This is a genomic window from Kribbella sp. NPDC050470, from assembly GCF_044458365.1.
Taxonomy (GTDB): domain Bacteria; phylum Actinomycetota; class Actinomycetes; order Propionibacteriales; family Kribbellaceae; genus Kribbella.
In genome coordinates this window covers 109,992-131,003 of sequence record NZ_JBITHV010000008.1, presented here as the reverse complement: position 1 = coordinate 131,003, position 21,012 = coordinate 109,992, and the positions used below count along the sequence as shown (strand labels likewise).

Here is a 21,012-nt window from a genome sequence, read left to right as displayed (position 1 = left end):
TTGTGCTGAGTGGCCGTTGGGGGAATCGTGGGTGGACCAGGAGGAACGTCATGGCAGACAAGACGAACACTTCCCAGGGCACCGGAGCCGCCCCCGCTGTGGACAGCCCGGCCGCCATCCGCAACGTGGTACTCGTCGGCCCGTCCGGGGCCGGCAAGACCACCCTCGTCGAGGCCCTGCTGGTGGCCTCCGGCGTCCTGTCCAGACCCGGCACCGTCCTCGACGGCACCACGGTCTGCGACTTCGACGACGCCGAGATCCGCCAGCAGCGGTCGGTCGGGCTCGCACTGGCCTCATTGCCGCACGACGGAGTCAAGGTCAACCTCATCGACACCCCCGGGTACGCCGATTTCGTCGGCGAACTGCGGGCCGGACTCCGGGCCGCCGACTGCGCCCTGTTCGTCATCTCGGCGAGCGAAGGCGTCGACGAGCCGACCAGGACGCTGTGGCACGAGTGCGACCAGGTCGGCATGCCGCGGGCCGTCGTGATCACCAAACTCGACCACGCCCGGGCGAACTATCAGAACGCGCTGGCCGCGGCGCAGGCCGCGTTCGGCGACAAGGTGCTGCCGCTCTACCTGCCCGCTGGTGACGGGCTGATCGGGCTGCTGTCCCAGAAGTACTACGAGTACGCCGACGGCAAGCGCTCGACCGCGGAGCCGGACGGCTCGTACGAGGACCAGATCGAGGAGCTCCGCGGCACCCTGATCGAGGGCATCATCGAGGAGTCCGAGGACGAGTCGCTGATGGACCGCTACCTCGGCGGCGAGGAGATCGACCAGAAGGTGCTGATCGAGGACCTCGAGCGCGCGGTCGCCCGCGGTTCGTTCTTCCCGGTCGTCCCGGTCTGCAGCGGCACCGGCGTCGGCACCCAGGAGCTGCTCGAGGTGATGACGAGCGGGTTCCCGTCACCGCCCGAGCACACGCTGCCGGAGGTGTTCACGTCGCACGGTGTGCCGCGCAAGGGCCTGAGCTGCGACCCGAGCGGAGCGCTGCTCGCCGAGGTGGTGAAAACGACGTCGGACCCGTACGTCGGGAGGGTCAGCCTGGTGCGGGTGTTCTCCGGCACCATCAGGCCCGACACGACGGTTCACGTGTCGGGCCATTTCACGTCGTTCTTCGGTGAGAGCTCGCACGCCGACCACGACGAGGACGAGAAGATCGGCACCTTGTCATTCCCCATCGGCAAGGTCCAGCGGCCGGCAACCACGGTGGTCGCCGGGGATCTGTGCGCGATCGGCCGGCTGACCCGGGCAGAGACCGGGGACACGCTGTCGGACAAGGCGGACCCGCTGCTGCTGAAGCCGTGGGAGATGCCCGAGCCGCTGTTGCCGATCGCCGTCCAGGCGCATGCCAAGACCGACGAGGACAAGCTCGGGATCGGGTTGCAGCGGCTGGCCGCCGAGGACCCGACGCTGCGGATCGAGCAGAACCCGGAGACCCACCAGATCGTGCTCTGGTGCATGGGCGAGGCGCACTCGGACGTCGTACTGGACGCCTTGTCGAGCCGGTACGGCGTGACCGTCGACACCGTGGAGTTGCGGGTGCCGCTACGGGAGACGTTCGGCGGCAAGGCGAAGGGGCACGGCCGGCACGTGAAGCAGTCCGGCGGCCACGGCCAGTACGCCGTCTGCGACATCGAGGTGGAACCGCTGCCGGAGGGGTCCGACTTCGAATTCGTCGACAAGGTGGTCGGCGGGGCGGTGCCGCGGCAGTTCATCCCGAGTGTGGAGAAGGGCGTCCGGGCGCAGATGGAGAAGGGCGTCTCGGCCGGCTACCCGATGGTCAACATCCGGGTCACGCTGCTGGACGGGAAGGCGCACAGCGTCGACTCGTCGGACATGGCGTTCCAGATGGCCGGCGGTCTCGCCCTGCGCGAGGCGGCGGCCGCGACGAAGGTGAACCTGCTGGAGCCGGTGGACCTGGTCTCGGTGATGGTGCCGGACGAGCTGGTCGGCGCGGTGATGAGCGACCTGTCCGGACGGCGCGGGCGACTGCTCGGGACGGACAAGGTCGGCGACGACCGCACGCTGGTGAAGGCCGAGGTGCCGCAGGTGGAGATCACCCGGTACGCCATCGACCTGCGGTCCCTGTCCCACGGCGCCGCGTCGTTCACGCGGTCGTTCGCGCGCTACGACCCGATGCCGGAGTCGGCGGCGTCCAAGGTGAAGTCTCGTTAGGCGTTAGCTGAGGCGGCGGCGAACGTCGCGGGTACGCAGGTACGCCGCGACGTCGTCGTACCGCTCGCTCTGGTTGGCGAACTCGATGTACGAGCGGACCCGGTGCAGCCAGTCGAGCGTCGAGGGCTTGACCGTGGGCAGCGCCTCGGTCAGGTGACGCATGGCCAGCGGCGGCTCGCCACCGCTGCTGAGCGCCTCGTCGATCACCCGGTCGACACCGCGCTCGATCAGCGCGCGCAGGTCCGCGCCGCTGAACATCGGCGTCTGCCCGGCGAGCGCCTTCAGGTCGAGCCCGTCGGCCGGGACATCCTTCACCAGCACATTCAGGATGTCGACCCGTGCGGGCTCGTCCGGTGGTGGCACGAAGACCACCCGGTCGAACCGGCCCGGTCGCAGCATCGCCTCGTCGACGTCCCACGGCGCGTTCGTGGCCGCGAGCACGAGCAGGCCGTCGTTCTCGGAGCCGATCGCGTCGAGTTCCTGCAGCAGTACGTCGACCAGCCGCCGGGCCTCGGATCCGCCGTGCTTGTGCCGCGCGAACGCCAGCGCATCGAGCTCGTCCAGGAACACCACGCACGGCGCGTTCGCCCGGGCGCGCTCGAAGGCGGCGTGCAGGTTGCGCTCGGAGACCCCCAGGTACGGGTCCATCACGTCCTCGATCCGGACGTTCACGAACGGCAGGCCGCATTCCCCCGCGGTCGCCCGCGCCAGCAGCGTCTTCCCGCAGCCCGGCGGCCCGTAGAGCATCACGCCGCCGCCGGACTTCCGGCCGTACTTCTCGTACAACTCCGGGCGGCTCAGTGGCAGGATCACCATCCGGTGGATGACCCGCTTGATGTCGTCCATCCCGCCGACCTGGTCGAAGGTCGTCGTCTCCTTCGGCGTGTCCACCTCGTACGGCGTCTCGGCCTCGGGACCGACCTTGATCTTGACCCCGCTGCGCTCCGAGATCATCTCGTCGACCAGCTGCTGCAGCCGCCCCGTCCCCTCGACGACACCCCGCTGGCGGGCCGCCTCGAGCAGGCTCCGCAGCAGCGCCAGCCGCCCGTTCGCCGCGGCAAGCTCACCGACCGCCACGAGCTGGTCGTCGGGCAACCCTTGCTGATCGACCAGTACGACGTACTGATCGAGAGCGGACTCGCTGTCGCCGGCCGTCACCAGCGACTCAGCCAGCACCAGCCGAAGCAGCACGTCATCCGGATTGGCCTCAACCGCTTTGCGCAATGCAGCGATGCGGTCGGTCATGGGGCCTCCCGGCCTGGACTGAGGAGCGGAGGGAGCGAAGCGACTGGAGGGACGAGGGAAGGCCGGGAGTTCCAGCCCCATGACCCGCCGGCGCCGGAGGCCCGGCAATTCAACACAGTCATGCGCCCCACTTTCGGTTGAGCCAGCGGCGGACCAAGGGTGGGGCCACCCAGGAGTAGATGCAGAAGCCGAACCAGCCGATGGCGGCGAGGAAGGCCAGGGGTGCGAGGCCGGCCAGGCGGAGGCCGTAGATGACCGCGACCGCGGCGATCCAGACGACCAGTGGGTTGAAGCGCTGGAACGGGCGGAGCGGGCGCATGAGCGGGTGGTTGAGCAGCTTCGCCTCGCGGGCCGCGGCGCGGAGGTCGGCGTCACCGGGTTGGGAGGCGGCCGCGGAGGCGAGGGAGTTGTAGCCCGATCGCGAGTCGCCGGTGAGCATCGACGCCGTACCGTGCAGGGCTCGGGCGCCGGGGTCCTCGGGGTCGTGTGAGAGGGCCTCGGTGCTGTGGCGGTGCATGTCGCGGTCCTTGCCGAGCGCGAAGGCGACCTGCGCCCGGGCCGCGGCGACCGCGGCGCTCTCGGGTGCGTGGGAGGCGGCGCGCTCGACCAGGGCGCTCGCCTTCTCGGCCTGTCCGGCGGTGAGGCAGACGTGCGCGTAGCCGATCAGCAGGTCGGGGTCATTGGGGTCCAGGCTGAGGCCCTGGAGGAACGCCGCCTCGGCCTCCGGCAGGCGACCGACAGCGCGCAGGGACGACCCGAGCACCTGCAGCATCGGGAGGAACGGTCCGTGCTGGGCGAGGCCGTCCTTCAGCACGTCGACGGCCTCGGCGTTGCGGTCGAGGGCGTGCAGGGCGGCTCCGCGGAACAGATACGCGCGGTAGTCGACCGCCGCGTCGCCCCAGAGGCCCTGGAGCTCGTCGAGGGTGCGTTCGGGGTGGCCGATCTGCAGCCAGTGGCCGGCCATCTGGAGGCGGGCTTCGGTCGGTTCGTTCACAGGGCCACCGCCACGAGGACAAGGATGAGTGCTTCTGCGACGGCGCCGCCAATGGTCACCGCGAGGCCCGGGCCCCACAGGGAGCCGTAGTCGGTGCCGCGGAGCTGGAACGCGCGGTCCATCGGGCGCTGGATGCGGAGCTGGACCAGGCAGCACACGACGGCCACCACCCGGATCGCGATCCGTAGCCCGGAGGTGACGCCGTCGTCGGTGTTCAGCAGGGCGAAGACGGCGATCACACCGGCCAGCCCGGCGGCGCCGGTGAGCAGGATCAGGCGCTGCCTGGCCGCGTCCACGCCGAGCCGGCGGGCGTTCAGGAACGCGATCGTGGTCGAAGCGATCACCCCGCCGAAGAAGGCGACGTACGTCTGGGACATCAGCCGCCACGGGCGCACCGACATGTCCACACCGGCCCCGATGGTCGGGCGCAGCAGTTCGTCCGGCATGGGGCTCCTCGGGTGGCGGATCCGGCTCGCGCAGTGTACTGCGAGGGCAGGCACTAGCCTGGGCCGATGACCGAGAACTGTCTCTTCTGCGGGATCGTGGCCGGGAACATTCCGTCGACGCAGGTGGCGTCGAGCGAGCGGGCGATCGCGTTCATGGACATCAACCCGGCGACGCCCGGGCATCTGCTGGTGGTGCCGCGGACGCACTCCACGGATCTTCGGGAGGCGGACGCCGACGACCTGATCGCCGCGACTCTGCTGGCCCAGTCGCTGGTCAGCCGGGTGATCGAGCGCCTGGACGCCGACGGCGCGAACCTGCTCAGCTGCATCGGGGCGGAGGCGTGGCAGAGCGTGTTCCACACCCACCTGCACGTGGTCCCCCGCTACCAGGACGACCCGCTGAAGCTCCCGTGGCACCCCACCCCCGGCGACATGGACCAGATCCAGGCAACCGCCGCCAAACTGCTGTAACACTTCCCGCCCTCATGACACTGCAGAGCTGACCGGATAACCCGAGCCCTGCAGAGGTAGTCATGTCGAACACCACCGCGGTCCAGCCCGAGCACGCTCCCGCGCTCCGCGCGGACGAGGAGGGTGGGGAGGGGCACCGGCTCGCCCGACACTCCTGCGCCGCGGAGCGGCCGTCTCTGCGGCGGCGGTTGGCGCCGTTGTGGGTGGGGACCTTCCTGCAGGGGTTTGCCTTATGGGTGCCGGTCGAGAAGCTCTTCATGAGTGAGATCGGGTTCGACGCGGCGACTCTCGGGGTGATGGTTGCTGGCTACGCGGCGTTGGTGCCGGTGGCCGAGGTGGTGTCGGGGGTCCTGGCGGACCGGTGGTCGCGGCGGGGTGTGTTGATGCTCTCGGGGCTGGCGATGGTGGTGAGTCTCGCCGTCGCCGCACTCAGCCAGAACGTGGCGAGCTACATCGTCGCCGCGCTGCTCTTCGGCGTCTACTTCGCGATGTACTCCGGCACCATCGAAGCCGTCGTGTACGACGTGGTGCTCGAGGAGACCGGCGACGGCGACGGATACGAACGCGAGATCGGCCGTGTCCGCTTCGTCGAGAGCGTCGCCCTCGTGGCGAGTGCGCTCGCCGGCGGCTGGCTCGCCTCGATCCTGTCGACGCGGGCGACGTACATCCTCACCCTCCCCTTCGTGCTGGCCTACCTCGTCGTGCTGACCCGCTTCTGCGAGCCGCGCCTGCACCAGACCAGCGAGCGGACCTCGCTCCGGCACCACCTGACCGTCACCTACCGAGCGATCACCCACCGCGGGCGGCTCGTCCCGATCGCGGCCGCGTCGATCATGGCGGCGATGATTCTGCAGGCGGTGTTCGAGTTCGGTCCGCTGTGGCTGATCACGCTCGAGGCGTCCGCGGTGTACTACGGCCCGTTCTGGGCGGTCCTGGTCGCGACCCTCGGCATCGGCGGACTGCTCGCCGGCCGGCTCCGTCTCCACCGCCCGCTCCCGGTGGCGATCGTCGTACTCGTCATGCTCGCCGCCTGCCTGACCCTGACGAGCAGTCGGGACCTGATCGCGCTGACCGTCGCGATGGTCGCGCTGTGCTTCCTGCTCGTGGTGATCGGGATCCACGTCAGCCGCCTGCTGCACGACGCCGTACCGTCGACGATCCGGACCGGCGTCGTGTCCGGGATCGGCGCGGTGTCGTGGCTGGTCTTCACGCCGTTCGCGCTGGTGTTCGGGGCCGTGAGCAAGCAGTTCGGGGTGTACGTGTCGGGCTGGATGCTGACCGGCGCGGTCGGGCTGGCCGGTGCGGCGCTCGTCTGGGTCCGGAACCGTGCTCCACTACGCTGACGCAATGACCGACGGCGTACTGGTCGAGCGGTTGCGGAGCGGGGACGAGGATGCGTTCGCGCTGCTGCTGGACGGGTGGTCCGGCGGGATGCTGCGGGTGGCGCGGTCGTTCGTGTCGACCGAGGAGTCGGCCGCCGAGGTCGTGCAGGAGACCTGGCTCGCGGTGATCGAGGGGATCGACATGTTCGAGGGCCGGTCGTCGCTGAAGACCTGGGTGTACCGGATCCTCACCAACACGGCCAAGCGGCGCGGCTCCCGGGAGCACAAGGTGGTGCCGATGAGCAGCGTCGACGACTCCGGCCCGACCGTCGACCCGAGCCGGTTCCGCCCGGCGGGCGCGGGCGTCCCGTTCCCCGGTCACTGGTGGGAGTTCCCGCCGGCCTGGCCGACGCCGGAGCAGGGTCTGCTGACCGGCGAGGTCCGCGACCGGCTCAACGAAGCGCTCACCGAGCTCCCCGAGCGGCAGCGGCTGGTCGTCGTACTGCGGGATGTCGAGGGACGCCCGTACGACGAAGTGTGCGAGCTGCTCGGGATCACGGCGGCGAACCAGCGGGTGCTGCTGCATCGGGCCCGGGCGTTCCTGCGCGGCAAACTGGAGGAGTACTACATGCAGGAGGGCGAGCGTCATGAGTGATCTCGACTGCCGCGGGTTCGTCGAGCTGATCACGTCGTACCTGGAAGGCGACCTGAGCCCGGAGGCCGAGCAGGACTTCATCGATCACCTCGCGCTGTGCGACGGCTGTGAGCGCTATCTGGAGCAGATGCAGCTCACCACCGCGTCGCTGGCCGACCTGCCGGGAGACGGCCTCCCCGCCGACACCCGGAGCAGCCTGCTGAACACGTTCCGCTCACGCCGGAGCTAAGTGGGTACCGGGGGCCCATGGGAGTCATGGTGTTCGCCCCGATGCCGCAGCTCACTGTGACGGTGGAGCGGCACGGAGAAGAGCCGGAACTGCACCTGCACGCGGGCGGCCAGGGGTTGTGGCAGGCCCGGATGGTCTCGTCCCTGGGCGTGCCGGTGACATTCTGCGCGGTGATCGGGAAGGGCGAGGTCGGACGGGCGCTGACCTCGCAGATCGACGCTGAAGGGCTGGAGCTGAAACTGGTACGCCGGGACGCGGACAGCGGATGGTACGTCCACGACCGGCAGGGCGAAGAACGCAAGGTCGTCGCCGAGAACCCGGGCTCGCCTCTTGGTCGCCACGACGGTGACGACCTCTACGCACTGGCACTGTCGGAAGGCCTGAAAGCGGGCCTCTGCGTGCTGAGCGGAGCGGCCGACCCGTCGCTCGTCCCGCCGGACACCTACAGCCGGCTCGCGACCGACCTCCGCCAGAACGGCGCCCGGATCGCCGCCGACCTGCGGGGCGATCACCTCACCGCAGTCCTCGAAGCAGGCGCGGACTTCATCAAGATCAGCGACGAGGAACTGCACGAGGACGACCTCGCGGACCAGGACGACGAGCAGTCGATCGTCAAGGCGGCCCGTCGCCTGCAGGACCAAGGCGCCGAGACGGTCGTGGTCAGCCGGGCCGAGAAGCCCGCGATCGCGCTCATCGAGGACGACGTGTACCGAGTGCGCGTGCCCGAGCTCACCGTGCGGGACCACCGGGGCGCCGGCGACTCGATGACGGCCGGCGTGGTCGCCGTACTGGCCCACGGCGGCGACATGAAGGAGGCCATCCGCACGGGCGCGGCGGCCGGAACGCTCAACGTCACCCGGCACGGTCTCGGCTCGGGCCGCGCCGACGCGATCGCCGAGTTGGTCAAGCTGGTCGAGCTCGAGCCGCTGGAGTCCTCGTGAGTCAACGCGTCCTGATCACCAACGACGACGGCATCGCCTCCCCCGGCATCCGCGTGCTCGCGACCGCGGCACGCGACGCGGGCCTGGACGTGGTCGTGGCAGCGCCGTCCGAGGAAGCCAGCGGTGTGAGCGCGGCACTGAGCGCCTACACCGACGACGGCCGGGTGGCGATCACCCACACCGACTTCGACGGCATCCCCGCGTACGGCGTCGCCGCTTCGCCGGCGTACATCGTCGTACTGGCCACGCTCGACACCTTCGGACCGGCGCCCGACCTGGTGATGTCCGGGATCAACCGCGGCGCCAACGCCGGCCGGGCGATCCTGCACTCCGGGACGGTCGGGGCCGCGTTCACTGCGGCGGCGTACGGAATGCCTGCGCTGGCCGCGTCACTCGACGTACTGTCCCCGCTGAGCGCCGACCGAGGCGGCAACGCGCTCAAGGTGCTCGACGAGGCCAGCGACGAGGCGCACAACTGGTCAGCCGCTGCGCACTACGTCCGCGAGCTGCTGCCGAAGCTCCAGGAGCTGGCCGAGGGCTTCGTGCTCAACCTGAACGTGCCGGACCGCCCGGCGGACGCCGTGAAGGGCCTGGAGACCGCATCCCTCGCCACCTTCGGTCAGGTGCAGATGGCGGTCGCCGAGGCCGGTCAGGACTTCGTGCGTACGTCGGTCGAGGAGAACCGCGCCCGCGCCGACCAAGGCACGGACCTCGCCCTCCTCACTGACGGCTACGCGACCCTCACCACCGTCCGCGCAGTCGCAGAGCTCACCTAGCCACCAGTTCGTACACGGCAAGCAGTTCGGGGAGCAGCACCGACCAGTCATAGCGCTGTACGGCGCTCAGCCCGGACACGCGGAGCTTGTCGCGCTCGTCAGGCGTACTGAGGAGGCGCAGAGCCCGAGTGGTGAGTTCATGGGCATCACCTGGTTCGAACAACTCCCCAACCCGGCCGCCGTCAAGCACCAGCCGGAACGCGGGCAGATCGCTGGCGAGCACGGGCGCACCGGCAGCCATCGCCTCGAGCAGGACGATCCCGAAGCTCTCACCGCCGAGATGCGGCGCGATGTAGAGGTCCGAGCCGGACAGCATGTCGGCCCGGGCCGCGTCGTCGATCGCCCCGAGGAAGACGACGTTGGCGCGACAGCTCTCCGGCAGCGACCGCCGCGCCTCGTCCGCCTGACCGGTGCCGGCCACGAGGACCCGCAGGTCGGGGCGCTCGGCAACCAAGGCAGGCACGGCCTTCAGCAGGACGCCGAGCCCCTTGCGCGGCTCGTCCATCCGGCCGATGAAGCTGATCGTGCCGTCGGCGCCCTGCCACTCCGGCCGTGGGGTCCCGCGGAAGCGTTCGACGTAGAGACCGTTCGGGATGACCACCGCCTCGCCGCCGATGTGCTGGACCATCATCGAGCGGGCGTTCTCCGAGACGGCGATCCGGGCGTCGATCTTCTCCAGCGCCGGGCGCAGCAGCCCGGCCGCGGCACTCATCGCGCGGGACCTGACCTGCCAGGTGTGGAAGGTGGCGACGAACGGCCCACCGGCCGACCACAGCGCGATGATCGACGCGCTCGGCGTGGTCGGCTCGTGCACGTGGACGACGTCGAAGTGCCCGTCGGCCAGCCAGCTCTTCACCCGGGCAGCGGTCCGCGGACCGAAGGTGACGCGCGCGACGGACCCGTTGTACGGGACCCCGACCGCCCGGCCGGACGAGACGACGTACGGCGGCGCCGAGTCGGTGTCGTCGACGGGCGCGAGGACGGACACCTCGTGGCCGAGCGCAAGCAGCGCCTCCGCGAGGTCCCGGACGTGGTTCTGCACCCCGCCGGGCGTGCCCAGCGAGTACGGACACACCACACCGATCCTCACGGGACGATTCTTACTCGTCCAGGAAAATCCTCTGCAGCATGTGCCAGTCCTGAGGGTGGGCGGTGATGCCCTTGGCGAAGGCGTCGGCGCAGCGCTGGGTCATCGCGGCGGTGCCGCCGTCCGGGTCGATCGTGTCGTGGAACGTGATCACCAGGTCCGGGCCGTCGTAGTGCAGGGTCGCCGGGATCAGTGGCGCGCCGGTACGCAGGCTCAGCGCCGCAGGCCCCGCAGGCATCCGGGACGGGCGGTTGAAGAACGTGACCGGGACGCCACGCTCCGACAGGTCCCGGTCGGCGACCAGGCAGACGAATCCGCCGGCTCGCAACCGCTCCGCCAGGATTCCGGTGACGTCCTCGTCGCCGCCGGTGAGCGGGAGGACCTCCATACCGAGCTTCTTGCGGTAGGCAATGAAGCGGTCGAACAGTGACTCCGGCCGCAGGCGCTCGGCGACCGTCGATACCGGCATTCCGGTCAGTCCGGCCCAGGCGCCGGCGTGGTCGTAGTTCGCCAGGTGCGGCAGTGCGCAGATCACCCCGCGTCCGGCCGCGTAGGCGTCGCGGAGCAGCTTCTCGTTGACCGTGCGGACCCGGCCGACGATCTCCTCGTCGGTCCACTCGGGCAGCCGGAACGCCTCCTGCCAGTAGCGCAGGTACGACCGCATCCCCGCCTTCGTCAGCTCGTCCAGGTCCGCGTCGGGGCTGACCACGGCCAGGTTGCCGCGCAGCCGCCGTACGCCTCGGCCGTTCCGGCGGTAGGTCCGGTCGGCGGCCTGCCGGAACAGCCAGGTGACGGCACCCTCGGGCAGGCGGCGCACCAGTATCCACGCGACGGCGAAGGCCAGATCGACCGCCCGGTGCCGGACGCCGTCCATCACGTCAGTTCTTGGTGTCCGGCTCGGCCGGAGGGGTCGGCGGCGTCGGCGGGGCCGGTGGGTTGTCCAGGCCGGCGTTCGCGGGGTCGGCCAGCACCTGTTTGCGGACCGACAGCGAGCGCTGGATCACCGTGATCGTGCTCGCGGCGGCGAGGTACCAGATCACGATCTGGAGCAGGATCGGGAGGTTCAGCACGTCGGAGAAGAACGCGACGACGAGCGTGAACACCAGCCGGTCGGCGCGCTCGGCCAGTCCGCCGCTCGCCTGCAGGCCGAGGCTCTCGGCCTTGGCCCGCGCGTACGACGTGACCGCGCCCATCACCAGGGCCCACAGCGTCACCGCGGCCATCAGCGTCGAGTCGCCCTCGCGGGAGTTGGCGTAGTACATCACCAGGCCGCCGAAGATCGCGCCGTCGCCGATCCGGTCCAGCGTGGAGTCCAGGTAGGACCCCCACTTCGACGAGGTCCCCGACGTCCGCGCCATGTGGCCGTCGATCAGGTCGGAGAACACGAAGCAGGTGATGACCAGGACGCCCAGCCAGAGCTCGCCGCGCGGGAAGAAGATCAAGGCACCGGCGGACACCCCGATGGTGCCCACCAGCGTGACCACGTCGGCGCTCACGCCGAGCTTGAGCAGGAGGTTGGCGATCGGGGTGATCACCTTGGTCCAGAACTGCCGGAATCTGTTAAGCATGGCGACGCGATCGTAGTCGAGCCGGATCACCATCCGGTCACACACCACCCAACGGCGGCCGAAACCGCGTGATCAAACCTGCGCGAGAGCCGGTTTCGCGGGATGCTGGACACAGCGAGGAGGTGCGCCCATGCGACGGAGGACGGGACAGCTCTGCGCCCTCGCCTGTGCGTTCGCTCTCGTCTCCGCCGGCTGCTCGGTCGCCCGCAACGCCGACGGTGCCCGGCCGATGCCCAGCCCGTCACCGCAGCCGGCCGTCGTACCCACGGTGGTCGCCCCTCCACAGGCCGAAGGACTGGACGGTACGGCGGGCGCACCCGGCCCACAGGTGTGTACGGCGATCGCCCGACCGCTGGCCGCGTCACTCAACGTGACCGTGACCGCGAAGCCGAACGCCTGGAACGACGGCGGCCTCCCAGCGCTCGACCTCTGCACTCTCGTGGTGGACGGCCGGCCGCTGACCATCGGTGTCAGCGCGCTCCCCCGCCAGAGCGACTCCCTCGAGCGGCTGCTCAGCGGAGCCCCTTCGCGCGAGCAGCTGTCCGAGGTCGGCCCGGAGGCCCGGATTGCGGACTCGCTGATCGTCTTCCCGGCCGCCGATCGCGCGGTGCGGATCACGGCGACCGGCGGCATCGACCGGGCCAAGGCCGTGGCGATCGCGTTGGCCACGCGGAACGCCGTACCGAAGACTCTTCGGAACTCGCGGCAGTCCGACTCGGCGTGCCAGGTGTCGAACTCGGCGGCCGAGCAGTTCGTCGGGGCGCATGTCCAGCTGCGGCGGGACTACCGGGTGAACGGCGCGCTGACGTGTATCTGGGGCACGTTCGACTCGACCGTGGCGATCGTCGAGGCGTTCGACCAGGAGACCATTCCGGAAGCGCAGCGGGTGCCGCCGCCACGTCTCGCCCCGATCGGCCGGCCCGGGTACTACCTGCCCGACGCGGGCGAACTCGTCTTCCGCCAAGGCCGCCGCGTCGTCCGCGTCACCGGCCTGACGAACCCGGCCCGCGAGATCCCGCTCGAGACCCTGCTCGGCCTCGTCGACCCCCTGCTGCCGCTCTTCCTGCGCTGACCAACTGTCCGGCCCAAATCGCCATGCGCGGGCGATTTTGACCGCCGGCGGCGACCACCGTTTGCAGACCTTCTCGGCGGCGGGGGCGAAGGTCGCCGATTCCGGGTAGATGTCCTTGGCAACGATCTACAAGGGTGTGAAGGCGATGATCGCAGCGACCACCAGCACCTCGAGCCACCGCCACACGCCGGTCGGGCGACCCGGGGCGTCGCTCAGCGCCGTAGCGATCGCGCTCTCGACCGCCGCTCAGTCGGGCACGCGAACGGGACCGCGACGGTGATCAAGGGCATCGGCAAGGTGCCGGGGTCCTTCACTTTGCTGTCTAGGGCTCGCTCGGCCAGGACTTCGCCAGCAGGGCTCTGGTGTCCGGGAGCAGCTGCGGCAGCACTCTGGTGTGCGCGATGGCGGGCATGAAGTTCGTGTCGCCCGACCACCGCGGTACGACGTGCTGGTGCAGATGGGCCGCGATTCCGGCGCCGGCGATCTCGCCCTGGTTCATGCCGATGTTGAACCCTTGGGCGCCGGACACCGTCCGGATCGCGTGCATCGCCTCGCGAGTCAGCCTGGCCACGTCGGCGACCTCGTCCTCGGTCAGCTCGGTGTAGTCCGCGACGTGCCGGTACGGCACCACCATCAGGTGACCGGGGTTGTACGGGTACAGGTTCAGCACCACGTACGCCGCCGCACCCCGGTGCACGATCAGCGCGTCGGTGTCCGGCAGGCCCGGCAGCCGGCAGAACGGGCAGCCCGAGCCGGCCTCGGAGCTGGTCGGCTTGTTCTCACCCTCGATGTAGGCCATCCGGTGCGGCGTCCACAGCCGCATGAACGGATCCGGCACCCCGACGCCGTCCTGCGCCACCACCTCGTCCGGTGCGTACGGCGACTCCCGTGCGTACGGGGACTCCGGTGCGTACGGCGACTCCGGTACGGCGCCGGGCGGCTGGTCGGGGGTTTCGGTCATACCTGGACGCGCTTCGCGACTGCCTCGACGATCTCGCTGATCGCGTCCGCGATCGGCACGCCGTTCTTCTGCGAGCCGTCCCGGTACCGGAACGAGACCGAGCCGGCGGCCATGTCGTCGTCACCGGCGATCAGCATGTACGGCACCTTGGACTTCTGCGCGTTGCGGATCTTCTTCTGCATCCGGTCGTCGGAGGCGTCCACCTCGATCCGGATGCCCTGCGCCTTGAGCTTGGCGGCGACGTCGTACAGGTAGTCGACATGCCCGTCGGTGACCGGGATGCCGGTCACCTGGACCGGGGCCAGCCAGGGCGGGAAGGCGCCGGCGTAGTGCTCGGTCAGGACCGCGACGAACCGCTCGATCGAGCCGAACAGCGCACGGTGGATCATCACCGGCCGCTGCCGGGAACCGTCCGGCGCGGTGTACTCCAGCTCGAACCGCTCCGGCAGGTTGAAGTCCAGCTGGATCGTCGACATCTGCCAGGTCCGGCCGATCGCGTCCTTGGCCTGGACCGAGATCTTCGGGCCGTAGAACGCCGCGCCGCCCGGGTCCGGGACCAGCTCGAGACCGGAGCTCTCGGCAACCTCCCGGAGCGTCTCGGTGGCCTCCTCCCAGGCCTCGTCGGAACCGACGAACTTGTCCGGGTTCTTGCTGGACAGCTCGAGGTAGAAGTCGTCCAGGCCGTAGTCGGCGAGCAGGCCGAGCACGAACGTCAGCAGCGCGCGCAGCTCGTCACGCATCTGCTCGCGGGTGCAGTAGATGTGCGCGTCGTCCTGGGTGAAGCCGCGGGCCCGGGTCATGCCGTGCACGACTCCGGACTTCTCCATCCGGTACACGGTGCCGAACTCGAACAGCCGCAGCGGGAGCTCTCGGTAGGAGCGGCCGCGGGCGCCGAAGATCAGGTTGTGCATCGGGCAGTTCATCGGCTTGAGGTAGTAGTCCTGGCCCTGCTTGCGGAGCTGCCCGTCCGCGCCGCGCTCCTCGTCCAGGTGCATGGGCGGGTACATGCCGTCGGCGTACCAGTCCAGGTGACCCGAGGTCTCGAACAGCTGGCCCTTGGTGATGTGCGGCGAGTAGACGAACTCGTAGCCGTCCTCGACGTGCCGCTGGCGCGAGTAGTCCTCCATCACCTTGCGCAGCACGCCGCCCTTGGGGTGGAACACCGCGAGGCCGGAGCCGATCTCGTCGGGGAAGCTGAACAGGTCTAGCTCGGTGCCCAGCTTGCGGTGGTCGCGCTTGGCGGCCTCCTCCAGGCGGGTCAGGTACGCCTTGAGCTCGTCGCGCGACTCCCACGCCGTCCCGTAGATCCGCTGCAGCTGCGGGTTCTTCTCGCTCCCCCGCCAGTACGCCGCCGCCGTCCGCATCAGCTTGAAGTTGCCCAGATACCCGGTGGCGGGCACGTGCGGGCCACGGCACAGGTCCTTCCAGGCGACCGAGTCGTCGCGCCGGACGTTGTCGTAGATCGTCAGCTCGCCGCCGCCGACCTCGACGCTGGCGCCCTCGGCCGCGTCGGCCGCCGAGCCCTTGATCCCGATCAGCTCGAGCTTGTACGGCTCCGCGGCCAGCTCGGTACGGGCGTCGTCGTCGGAGACCACCCGGCGGCTGAACCGCTGCCGCTCCTTGATGATCTGCTGCATCTTCTTCTCGAGCTTGCCCAGGTCGTCCGGTGTGAACGGGGTGGGCACGTCGAAGTCGTAGTAGAAGCCGTTCTCGACCGGCGGGCCGATGCCCAGCCTGGCCTCCGGGAACAGCTCCTGCACGGCCTGCGCGAGCACGTGCGCGGTGGAGTGCCGGATGATCGCCCGGCCGTCCTCGGAGCCGGCCTTGACCGGATCGATCTCGTCACCGTCCGCGACGACCCGGGACAGGTCGCGCAGCTCACCGTTGACGCGGGCGGCGATGGCGGAGCGGTCCTGGCCGAAGATCCCGGCGAACAGCTCCCCGATCGTCGTCGTCTCGGTCACACTCCGCTCAGCCTCGCCCTCGACGCCGACCAGATGGACCTTGACTTCCGGCACGTTCACTCCTCGGTTCCGACGGTCCGCGGAACTGCGGGCCGTTCACGCACAGATGGTATCGACTCCGGCACCCCGGCCCGACGTCGTATCCACAGGTCCGGGAACACCTGACGAAAGTAGGGGGTCGGACCAGCCGACCGCCGGATGTGGAGGGGGTGCCGGAATTCCTAGGTTCGAGTCAATCACTCGAACCAGGAGGGGACCCGGCGTGATCACGCTCGAAGGACTCACGAAGAGGTACGGCGACACCACCGCCGTGGACTCGCTCGACCTCACCGTCGCACCCGGCCAGGTGACCGGCTTCCTCGGGCCGAACGGCGCCGGCAAGTCAACCACCATGCGGATGATCCTCGGTCTCGACTCCCCGACGGACGGCACCGCCCTGATCGACGGCCGCCCGTACGCCGCCTGGCCCAAGCCGCTCGCCAAGGTCGGCGCGCTGCTCGACGCCAAGGCCCTGCACCCGCGCCGCAGTGCCCGCAACCACCTGGTCGCGATGGCGCAGAGCAACGGCATCCCGGTCAGCCGGGTCGACGAGGTGCTGACGGTCGTCGGCCTCGACTCGGTCACCCGGAAGCGGGCCGGCGAGTTCTCGCTCGGCATGGGCCAGCGGCTCGGGATCGCGGGTGCCCTGCTCGGCGACCCCGAGGTGCTGATGTTCGACGAGCCGGTGAACGGGCTCGACCCGGACGGCGTCCGCTGGGTCCGCCGGCTGATGCGCTCACTCGCGGCCGAGGGCCGGACCGTGTTCGTGTCCAGCCACCTGATGAGCGAAATGCAGCAGACCGCCGACCAGCTGGTCGTGATCGGCAAGGGCCGCCTGATCGCCGACGCCCCGGTCGCCGAGGTGATCGCCGGGTCGTCTCGTACGACCGTCGTCGTACGCGTGCCGGATCGTGCGGACCTCGTCGTACTGCGCGACAAGCTCACTACTGAGGCGGAGCGGGTCGAGTCGGCGGACGACCGGCTGATCCTGACCGGCGTCCACGTGGAGCGGGTCGGCGACCTCGCGCACGAGCTCGGTGTCCGGCTGCACGAGCTCCACACCGAGCATGCCTCGCTGGAAGAGGCCTACATGGAGCTGACCGCCGACAGCGTCCAGTACGGCGTTGCGTCATGAGTGACGCCATCCTGCACTTCACCGAGGAGTTGATGTCGTCGTGGTGGATCTACCTGGCGCTGTGGGGTTTCGCAGCGCTGGATGGGTTCTTCCCGGCGGTGCCGAGCGAGACTCTGGTCGTCACGGCCGGTGTGTTCGCGGCCACTGGTGAGCCGAGCCTCTGGGGCGTCATGGTGGTCGCGGCAGCCGGCGCCTTCGTCGGTGACCACGTCTCGTATCTGCTCGGCCGAGGCGCAGGTGGCCGGCTCTTGGACCGCTTGCAGCCAGGGACCAAGCGACATGCCATGGCTCTCTGGGCGCAGCGAGCGCTCGCCGAACGCGGCGGACTGGTCCTCGTGGTCGCCCGCTACGTCCCAGGCGGCCGGACCGCAGTCACGCTGACGATGGGGTCGGTCCGCTACCCGCTGCGCAAGTTCTCCCTCTTCGCCGGAATCGCTGCCGCCAGCTGGGGCGTGTACTGCGCGCTGGTCGGCTACATCGGCGGTAAGGCCTTCGAGGACAACCCGCTGAAGGGCGTCATCCTCGGCATCGGCCTGGCTCTCGCGGTCACCTTGATCGTCGAGGTCGTCCGGCACCAACTCCGCAAGCGTCAGCCTCAGGCTGAGGTCGAGCCCGAACTCGTGGAAGCAGGCGAACGATGACCACCGCAACTCTCAGCCTCCAGTCGACGTCGCGCCTCAGCGACGCGGTACGGTCCGAATGGACCAAGCTCTGGACCGTCCGGTCGAGCTGGCTGAACATCGGGTCCGCCCTGCTGCTGGCAGCCCTGCTGGGCCTTCAGTTCGGCCTGGGGACGGCGTACGACAACGACCATCCCGAGCCCGGGCGAGTAGTGGGCCCGGAGGCGGTCGGTGGGTTCGGCATCTCGGCCACGCTGATCCTGCAGGTGATCGTCGCCGCATTCGCGCTGCTCACAGTCACCTCGGAGTACGCGACCGGCAGCATCCGCTCGACCGTCCAGTGGACTCCGGTACGGCGGAACGTCGTACTGGCCAAGGCGGTCGTGCTGACCCCGGTCCTGTTCGTCTACGGCATCCTGCTCGCGACGGTCGCGGCTGTCACGGGCGGTCTGATGGCGGGGTCGTGGGCTGACTGGGACCTGCAGCCGCTCGTGACCGACGTGCTGTCGGTCGCCTTCTACCTCACCGCGGCGGGTCTGTTCTCCGCCGGGATCGCCTGGGTGGTCCGCAGTACGGCAGGCACCCTGACCGCTGCGTTCCTCCTCCTGATGGTCCTCCCCCTGATGCTCGGCCAAAGCGGCCTCCGCGTGCTCGTCTGGATCGCCGCCCTCCTCCCCGGCGGCGCCGGCCAAAACTTCCTGAGCGGCTCCACCGACCCCGTCTCCCCCACAGTCAGCGTCCTGGTCCTCCTCACCTGGACCGCAGCCGCCCTGGTAGCCGGCTCACGAGTCCTGACCCGCCGAGACGCCTAGAAACACGAAGTCGCCCAGACCATGGCGGTCTGGGCGACTACGTGTTGGCTCAGCGGGGGACGTTGAGGGCGATGGTGATTTGTTCGGAGACCTTGGCGGCGAGTTCCAGGGCGGCTCGGCGGGTGGCGGGTTGGAGGGCCGAGTGGTCGAGGGGCCCCTCGGCTGCGATGTGCATGTCGGTCGGGATGTCGATCACGGCGGCCGCGCGGGACTCGAAGTACGGGCGGAGCTGCTTCTCGACCTCCTTGTTGACGTCGCCGGGACCGTTCGAGACCGCGATCACCGCACGGCGGATCAGCCGCTGCGCCTCCGGGCCCTGGTTGTCCAGCTCCTCCAGCATCTGCACGGCGGCGGCGCAGGACAGGCTCTTCCACTTGATCGGGATGACGAGGGCGTCGGCCGCCTTCATCGCCTCCCGCCAGTTGCTGGAGCCCTCGTTGTTCCCGGTGTCGATCACCAGGACCTTGTAGAACCGGCTCAGCAACCGGTGGATCTGGTCGAAGTCCTTCGCCTCGATCTGCGCGTACGTCGTGGTCGCAGACGTCAGCACGTCGTACTGACCCGCCACCTGGTGCCGCAGGTAGGCCGCGACGTCGCCGAGCCGGGCATCCGGCTGGGTCAGCATCGGCATCGCCTGCAGCATGTCCGTGACAGTGGACCGGCTGTTCGTGTCATGCGTGCGCAGGTGCATGTTGCCGCGCAGCTCGTTGTTGTCCCAGGCCACGACGCCACCACCACGGGCCTGACCGAGCGCACCAGCGAGCAGCAGCGTGGTCGGCGTCTTGCCCGAGCCGCCCTTGGGGTTGGCGACGACGATCGTCACCGGACGCCGGAACGCGGTCGCTGCGGTCGCGCGCGCGATCCGCTCCAGCCGCTCGGAGCTACCGGGCCGCAGCCGCAGCACACTCCGCACGCCGCGCTCGGCCGGAGCCTCCCGCGGTAGCGGCAGCGCCTGGATCAGCTCGTCGGTCCGGTACGACACCTCGCGCTGCTGCGGAGCCTGCTGACCGGGGATGCCTTGCGGGAAGAAGTGCTGGGCCTGCGGCGACAGCTGCTGTCCGCCCTGAGCCGGACCTGCGGCCGCCGGACCGCTGTTGAAGCCGGCGCCGGAGCCGTGAAAAGCCGAGCCACCGAATGCCTCGCCCGCGGCACCGGCGCCGGCACCGGCCGCGTTCTGAGCACCGGCGCTGTGAGCACCGGCGCTGTGAGTACCGGCGCTGTGAGTACCGGCGCTGTGAGTACCGGCAGCGCCTTCACCACCGGCCGCACCGGCGCCCAGCGCGCTCCCGGAGCCGGAGCTGTGCGCACCTGCGCCGTCGGCGCTGGCTTGGTCATCCTCGACGTACTCGTCCGGCTCGCTCGCGGGCTGGGTCCACGAGTTGCTCGAGTCGGCGGCCGGCTGGGCCCAGGAGGGGGCGGGCGGCGTCGACGGAGCAGGCGGCTGGGCCCAGGGCGCTGCCTGGCCCTGGCCGGACGGCCGGGACCACGAGTCGCCCGGGAAGTCCTCGGACAGCGCGTCCGGCTGCTCGTCGGGCTTCTCCGCGGGTTCGGGGTCGCTCTCGGGCGCCTGGTTCGGGTCCGGCTGGGTCCAGGAAGGGGTCGGTTGCCACATTCTCCGGACCTCGGCCGCCGCCGCTTCCCGGTCCTTGTGCTGTCCGGAGTTGTGCGAGTCGGTCACGACCTGGATCCCCGATTCTGTGAGAGGGGGGCCAGTGGGCCCCAGAGGTTGCTGGATCGATTCCGGAGGGGTGAGGCCCCCGGGAGGGCACCACTATCCCATGACCGGGTGTCCACAGGTCGTCACCACCCGGAGCGTCGGCAACCCCGGTTCAGCCGGTCACCAGACCCGCCTCGTAGGCGACGATCGCGGCCTGGACCCGGTTCTTCACGCCCAGCCGGAGCAGGACGGCGCTGACGTAGGCCTTGACCGTGCCCTCGACCAGGTAGAGGCGCTGCGCGATCTCGGCGTTGGACAGACCCGACCCGAGCAGGCCGAGCACTTCCAGCTCCCGCGGGCTGAGTACGGCGACCTGCTCCTTGGCAGCCGTTGCCCGGGCCATCGCTCCCCCACCCGACCCCGCGCTCAGCTCGGCGATCACGCGCTGCGCCACCCGCGGCGACAGGTAGGCGGCGCCTTCCGCAACAGCCTTCAGGCCGGCGATGAGCTCGCGCGGATCGCCTGACTTGAGCAGGAAACCGCTGGCCCCGTCCCCCAGCGCGCGGGCGATGTAGGCGTCCTCGGAGAACGTAGTCAGGATCACGACTGCCGTCTCCGGCATCGTGCGCCGGATCTCCGCCCCGGCGGCCAGCCCGTCCATCCGCGGCATCCGGATGTCGAGTACGGCGACGTCCGGCCGATGCCGCCGTACCGCTTCGATCGCCTCCGCGCCGTCGGCCGCCTCGGCGACGACCTCGATCTCGTCGTCGGTCCCGAGGATCGCCCGGACGCCGGCCCGCACCATCGCCTCGTCGTCAGCCAGCAGAACCCTGATCAC

At 70.1% G+C, this 21,012-nt stretch carries 21 protein-coding genes; 11 read left to right on the top strand and 10 right to left on the bottom strand.

Translation table 11 applies throughout. From position 1 onward, the window contains the following. Positions 1-50 precede the first annotated feature (50 nt). Positions 51-2,180 carry an elongation factor G-like protein EF-G2 gene (locus ACIBGM_RS24670; RefSeq protein WP_396386858.1) on the top strand — a complete coding sequence of 710 codons (2,130 nt, stop codon included), beginning with the start codon at positions 51-53 and terminating at the stop codon, positions 2,178-2,180. Positions 2,181-2,183: 3 nt separating this feature from the next. Here the strand turns inward: ACIBGM_RS24670 and ACIBGM_RS24665 are convergent, their stop codons facing one another. From ACIBGM_RS24665 to ACIBGM_RS24655, 3 genes are all read right to left on the bottom strand, one after another. Then, positions 2,184-3,425, bottom strand: coding sequence for a tetratricopeptide repeat protein (locus tag ACIBGM_RS24665; RefSeq protein WP_360537053.1), 1,242 nt, complete (start codon positions 3,423-3,425; stop codon positions 2,184-2,186). Positions 3,426-3,543: 118 nt separating this feature from the next. Beyond that, positions 3,544-4,419 (bottom strand): tetratricopeptide repeat protein, encoded by an 876-nt coding sequence (locus tag ACIBGM_RS24660; RefSeq protein WP_360537729.1) that lies wholly within the window; start codon positions 4,417-4,419, stop codon positions 3,544-3,546. After that, positions 4,416-4,865, bottom strand: coding sequence for a hypothetical protein (locus tag ACIBGM_RS24655; protein ID WP_360537731.1), 450 nt, complete (start codon positions 4,863-4,865; stop codon positions 4,416-4,418). Before ACIBGM_RS24655 ends, ACIBGM_RS24660 begins: the two co-directional genes overlap by 4 nt. Positions 4,866-4,931: 66 nt before the next feature. Between ACIBGM_RS24655 and ACIBGM_RS24650 the strand changes: the two genes are divergently transcribed. The 6 genes from ACIBGM_RS24650 (at position 4,932) to surE (ending at position 9,259) form a co-directional block, all read left to right on the top strand. Next, a complete protein-coding gene (locus ACIBGM_RS24650) occupies positions 4,932-5,336 on the top strand; it encodes an HIT family protein (RefSeq protein WP_396386857.1) in 405 nt (134 codons plus the stop codon). Between the two features lie 62 nt (positions 5,337-5,398). Further along, positions 5,399-6,679, top strand: a complete 1,281-nt coding sequence (locus ACIBGM_RS24645; RefSeq protein WP_396386856.1) for an MFS transporter — start codon at positions 5,399-5,401, stop codon at positions 6,677-6,679. Between the two features lie 4 nt (positions 6,680-6,683). Next, on the top strand, positions 6,684-7,313 hold the full coding sequence (locus ACIBGM_RS24640; protein ID WP_396386855.1) for an RNA polymerase sigma factor: 630 nt from the start codon (positions 6,684-6,686) through the stop codon (positions 7,311-7,313). Further along, positions 7,306-7,542 carry a zf-HC2 domain-containing protein gene (locus ACIBGM_RS24635; protein WP_360537739.1) on the top strand — a complete coding sequence of 79 codons (237 nt, stop codon included), beginning with the start codon at positions 7,306-7,308 and terminating at the stop codon, positions 7,540-7,542. Before ACIBGM_RS24640 ends, ACIBGM_RS24635 begins: the two co-directional genes overlap by 8 nt. 17 nt (positions 7,543-7,559) lie before the next feature. Next, positions 7,560-8,483 carry a PfkB family carbohydrate kinase gene (locus tag ACIBGM_RS24630; RefSeq protein WP_360537741.1) on the top strand — a complete coding sequence of 308 codons (924 nt, stop codon included), beginning with the start codon at positions 7,560-7,562 and terminating at the stop codon, positions 8,481-8,483. Next, a complete protein-coding gene (gene surE, locus ACIBGM_RS24625) occupies positions 8,480-9,259 on the top strand; it encodes a 5'/3'-nucleotidase SurE (RefSeq protein WP_360537743.1) in 780 nt (259 codons plus the stop codon). Before ACIBGM_RS24630 ends, surE begins: the two co-directional genes overlap by 4 nt. Here the strand turns inward: surE and ACIBGM_RS24620 are convergent. From ACIBGM_RS24620 to pgsA, 3 genes are read right to left on the bottom strand one after another with little or no spacing between them, the layout of a single operon-like run. Further along, positions 9,252-10,349, bottom strand: a complete 1,098-nt coding sequence (locus ACIBGM_RS24620) for a glycosyltransferase family 4 protein (protein ID WP_360537745.1) — start codon at positions 10,347-10,349, stop codon at positions 9,252-9,254. The two genes, surE and ACIBGM_RS24620, sit on opposite strands and share 8 nt — an antisense overlap. Positions 10,350-10,359: 10 nt before the next feature. Next, complete coding sequence (locus tag ACIBGM_RS24615; RefSeq protein ID WP_360537747.1) at positions 10,360-11,220, bottom strand: phosphatidylinositol mannoside acyltransferase; 861 nt, start codon at positions 11,218-11,220, stop codon at positions 10,360-10,362. Between the two features lie 4 nt (positions 11,221-11,224). After that, positions 11,225-11,914 (bottom strand): phosphatidylinositol phosphate synthase, encoded by a 690-nt coding sequence (gene pgsA, locus ACIBGM_RS24610; protein WP_360537749.1) that lies wholly within the window; start codon positions 11,912-11,914, stop codon positions 11,225-11,227. Positions 11,915-12,044: 130 nt separating this feature from the next. Here pgsA and ACIBGM_RS24605 point away from each other — a divergent pair, with 130 nt between their 5' ends. After that, a complete protein-coding gene (locus tag ACIBGM_RS24605) occupies positions 12,045-12,986 on the top strand; it encodes a hypothetical protein (RefSeq protein ID WP_360537751.1) in 942 nt (313 codons plus the stop codon). A gap of 322 nt (positions 12,987-13,308) precedes the next feature. On the opposite strand, the gene ACIBGM_RS24600 is transcribed toward ACIBGM_RS24605, so the two are convergent. After that, a complete protein-coding gene (locus ACIBGM_RS24600) occupies positions 13,309-13,809 on the bottom strand; it encodes an HIT domain-containing protein (RefSeq protein ID WP_360537777.1) in 501 nt (166 codons plus the stop codon). A 134-nt stretch (positions 13,810-13,943) separates the two neighbouring features. Continuing rightward, a complete protein-coding gene (gene thrS / locus ACIBGM_RS24595; protein WP_360537753.1) occupies positions 13,944-15,965 on the bottom strand; it encodes a threonine--tRNA ligase in 2,022 nt (673 codons plus the stop codon). A 208-nt stretch (positions 15,966-16,173) separates the two neighbouring features. Here thrS and ACIBGM_RS24590 point away from each other — a divergent pair, with 208 nt between their 5' ends. Genes ACIBGM_RS24590 through ACIBGM_RS24580 form a run of 3 tightly spaced genes read left to right on the top strand, consistent with a single transcriptional unit; the run spans position 16,174 to position 18,517 of the window. Continuing rightward, positions 16,174-17,085 (top strand): ATP-binding cassette domain-containing protein, encoded by a 912-nt coding sequence (locus ACIBGM_RS24590; protein ID WP_360537755.1) that lies wholly within the window; start codon positions 16,174-16,176, stop codon positions 17,083-17,085. Further along, positions 17,082-17,726 carry a DedA family protein gene (locus tag ACIBGM_RS24585; protein WP_360537757.1) on the top strand — a complete coding sequence of 215 codons (645 nt, stop codon included), beginning with the start codon at positions 17,082-17,084 and terminating at the stop codon, positions 17,724-17,726. Before ACIBGM_RS24590 ends, ACIBGM_RS24585 begins: the two co-directional genes overlap by 4 nt. Beyond that, positions 17,723-18,517 (top strand): ABC transporter permease, encoded by a 795-nt coding sequence (locus tag ACIBGM_RS24580; protein WP_360537759.1) that lies wholly within the window; start codon positions 17,723-17,725, stop codon positions 18,515-18,517. The genes ACIBGM_RS24585 and ACIBGM_RS24580 overlap by 4 nt, the downstream gene beginning before the upstream one ends. Positions 18,518-18,566: 49 nt before the next feature. On the opposite strand, the gene ACIBGM_RS24575 is transcribed toward ACIBGM_RS24580, so the two are convergent. Beyond that, the gene (locus tag ACIBGM_RS24575; RefSeq protein ID WP_396386854.1) at positions 18,567-20,195 is read right to left on the bottom strand and encodes a MinD/ParA family protein; all 1,629 of its coding nucleotides are present in this window, start codon (positions 20,193-20,195) and stop codon (positions 18,567-18,569) included. Positions 20,196-20,346: 151 nt separating this feature from the next. After that, positions 20,347-21,012 carry a response regulator gene (locus ACIBGM_RS24570; protein WP_396386853.1) on the bottom strand — a complete coding sequence of 222 codons (666 nt, stop codon included), beginning with the start codon at positions 21,010-21,012 and terminating at the stop codon, positions 20,347-20,349.